The sequence below is a fragment of the Aeromonas sp. HMWF015 genome (assembly GCF_963878965.1).
Lineage (GTDB): Bacteria > Pseudomonadota > Gammaproteobacteria > Enterobacterales > Aeromonadaceae > Aeromonas > Aeromonas veronii.
In genome coordinates, this window is record NZ_CAWNZT010000196.1 from 27,979 (window position 1) to 30,079 (window position 2,101).

At 61.0% G+C, this 2,101-nt stretch carries 4 protein-coding genes; 2 read left to right on the plus strand and 2 right to left on the minus strand.

Annotation, left to right across the window (positions count from 1 at the left end):
- Together AACS18_RS23315 and AACS18_RS10305 are read left to right on the plus strand one after the other, a co-directional pair.
- On the plus strand, positions 1–370 hold a 370-nt coding region (locus tag AACS18_RS23315; protein ID WP_258228910.1), incomplete at its 5' end, for an NAD(P)/FAD-dependent oxidoreductase.
- Between the two features lie 238 nt (positions 371–608).
- A complete protein-coding gene (locus tag AACS18_RS10305; protein ID WP_108614225.1) occupies positions 609–1,196 on the plus strand; it encodes a hypothetical protein in 588 nt (195 codons plus the stop codon).
- 63 nt (positions 1,197–1,259) lie between these two features.
- On the opposite strand, the gene AACS18_RS10310 is transcribed toward AACS18_RS10305, so the two are convergent.
- A complete protein-coding gene (locus AACS18_RS10310) occupies positions 1,260–1,673 on the minus strand; it encodes a hypothetical protein (RefSeq protein WP_108614226.1) in 414 nt (137 codons plus the stop codon).
- A 131-nt stretch (positions 1,674–1,804) separates the two neighbouring features.
- Positions 1,805–2,101: thioredoxin family protein (locus tag AACS18_RS23320; RefSeq protein WP_258228911.1), on the minus strand; the 297-nt coding region annotated here is incomplete at its 5' end.

Sequence of the window (2,101 nt, forward strand, 5' to 3'; positions counted from 1 at the left end):
CTCGGGAAGGGATCCCCGCGATATCAAGGCCTTCATGCTGCCCAAGATGCTGCGGGTCTTCCCCGAGCTGGCTGGTACCGCCATCGAGTTCCAGTGGGGCGGGATGATCGGGATCGGCGCCAACCGGCTGCCGCAGATTGGCCGTCTCAAGGAGCATCCCAATGTGCTCTATGCCCAGGCCTACTCGGGGCACGGTCTCAACGCCACCCATATGGCGGGCAAGCTGGTAGCCGAGGCGATCCGCGGCGAGAGCCGGGGTTTCGATCTCTTCGCCAGCGTGCCTCACATCACCTTCCCCGGTGGCCCGGCGCTGCGCTCTCCGCTGCTGGCACTGGGGATGCTGTGGCACCGGATGAAGGATATCTTCTGACTCCGATTGTCAGCCTGCGCAGTGCTGGCTGAACGCCAGCCTCCTTGCCAGCCCTTGTTTATAGCGGGTGAGCACTATCGTTCCGCCCGATAGACCAAAAGATGCATTCGCGCCAATCTCGTCCGATTGGCGCTATCTTTTAGGTGTGAGAGCGGTTATCTGCCAAGGAGCAAGAGTTTGTCAGATTGCCGGAATATTTGCCGAAAAAGGGCCAGAGGGCGGGGAGAGGAGGGCCAAGATGGAGATAAACGTGGTCGCGTCAGGCGGGCTCAGCCAGCTGTCGCAACGGCAGGGTTCTCCCGCTGTGCAGGCACAGGAGAGGCTTGCAACTTCACCATCAACGGGCAGTGACAGCCTGGTGCGCGACCTTGGCGCTGTGCTGGATGAGCTGGGGCTGTCACCGCAAGGGGAGAGCAGCGGCGGTGGCACTGTTTCAATCAGGGATTCGCTGGAAGCGTTTATCAACACCATGATGGGCTCCCTGCAACAGCAGCAGGAGCAACAGTTGGCATTGCAGCAACAACAGCGGCAAGAGCAGGAACAGCGCAGACTAGCCATCGCCGACAGCAGCGAAAACCCGCTCAAGCGGGATCTGGAGCGCCTGCTCGAGACGCTGGATCAGCAGGGCGGACAGGAAAAAGAGAGCGAGCAAGGAGCCGAGCGTGAAGCGGTCAACCCCTTGCAGAGCCAGCTGACCAAGCTGCTGGAGAGCAGTGGTGCGGCAGAGAGCGGGGTCACACTCACGGAGGTGCTGTCAGGGTTGGCCAGCAAGCTGCCGGGTGAACCCGCAGACCAAAAAGGGTATCGGGTCGACACCCAGGTCTGAGCTGGTCAACCACGGCAGAGCTGCCGTTGCTGAGTTTGCAGAGAGTAAGGGGCGGGCAGCCATTTATTGCGCCGGTTCAGCCAGCCGCCAGCCCTGTTCGTCCTTCATCATCCACACCTCTGCCTCTTGCGGCAGCACCTGGCCCGCCTCGAACTCGCCATATTTTCGCTCGAGCTCCATCAGACCCATCTCCTGCTGGAAGGGGCCAACCCGGTCGTAGACCAGATCCTCGTCGTGCAACACCTGCAACTGATCGAGCCCCTGCTTGAAGTGGAGCTGGTAACTCACCTTGACCAGATAGACCCCCTCCATCCGCTCCTCCTTGCCGAGGATGGTGAAGTCGCTGATTTCGAACAGGTTGGCGTCTGTCTCGGCCAGCAGCTTGGCGGTGACCTGCTGGCGGATATCCTCTTCACCGGGCCCTGCACTGCAGCCATAAAGCCAGAGGGCTAGCAGGGGGATGAACCACTTTTTCATCAAAACTCCGGACGGGCGAGACAATCGAAGGGCAAATTCTGCCATGCTGCCGGTCATATACAAGGGATTGCCAGAAAAATCAGTGCGTAACGTATGAGGCGGCCCCTGCCTGTCGACAGGGGCGCCGCTGGTCAGCGTAGCTGATCAAGCTTGCCCAGAAACTCGGCAGGCCCCATAAAGCCGGTGACCCGCTGGCCTGTCAGCTCCTTGCCCTCGCGGTCGAAGAAGATCAGGGTCGGCAGCCCCAGCACATTGAGACTGTTGAGGAGCTCGATATCGGCATCGTCGTTGGCGGTAACATCCGCCTGCAGCAGCACCATCTGGCCGAAGCGCTCCCTCACCGTGGGATCGCTGAAGGTCTTGTGCTCGAACTCCTTGCAGGCGACGCACCAGTCGGCGTAGAGGTCGAGCAGCACCGGCTTGCCGCG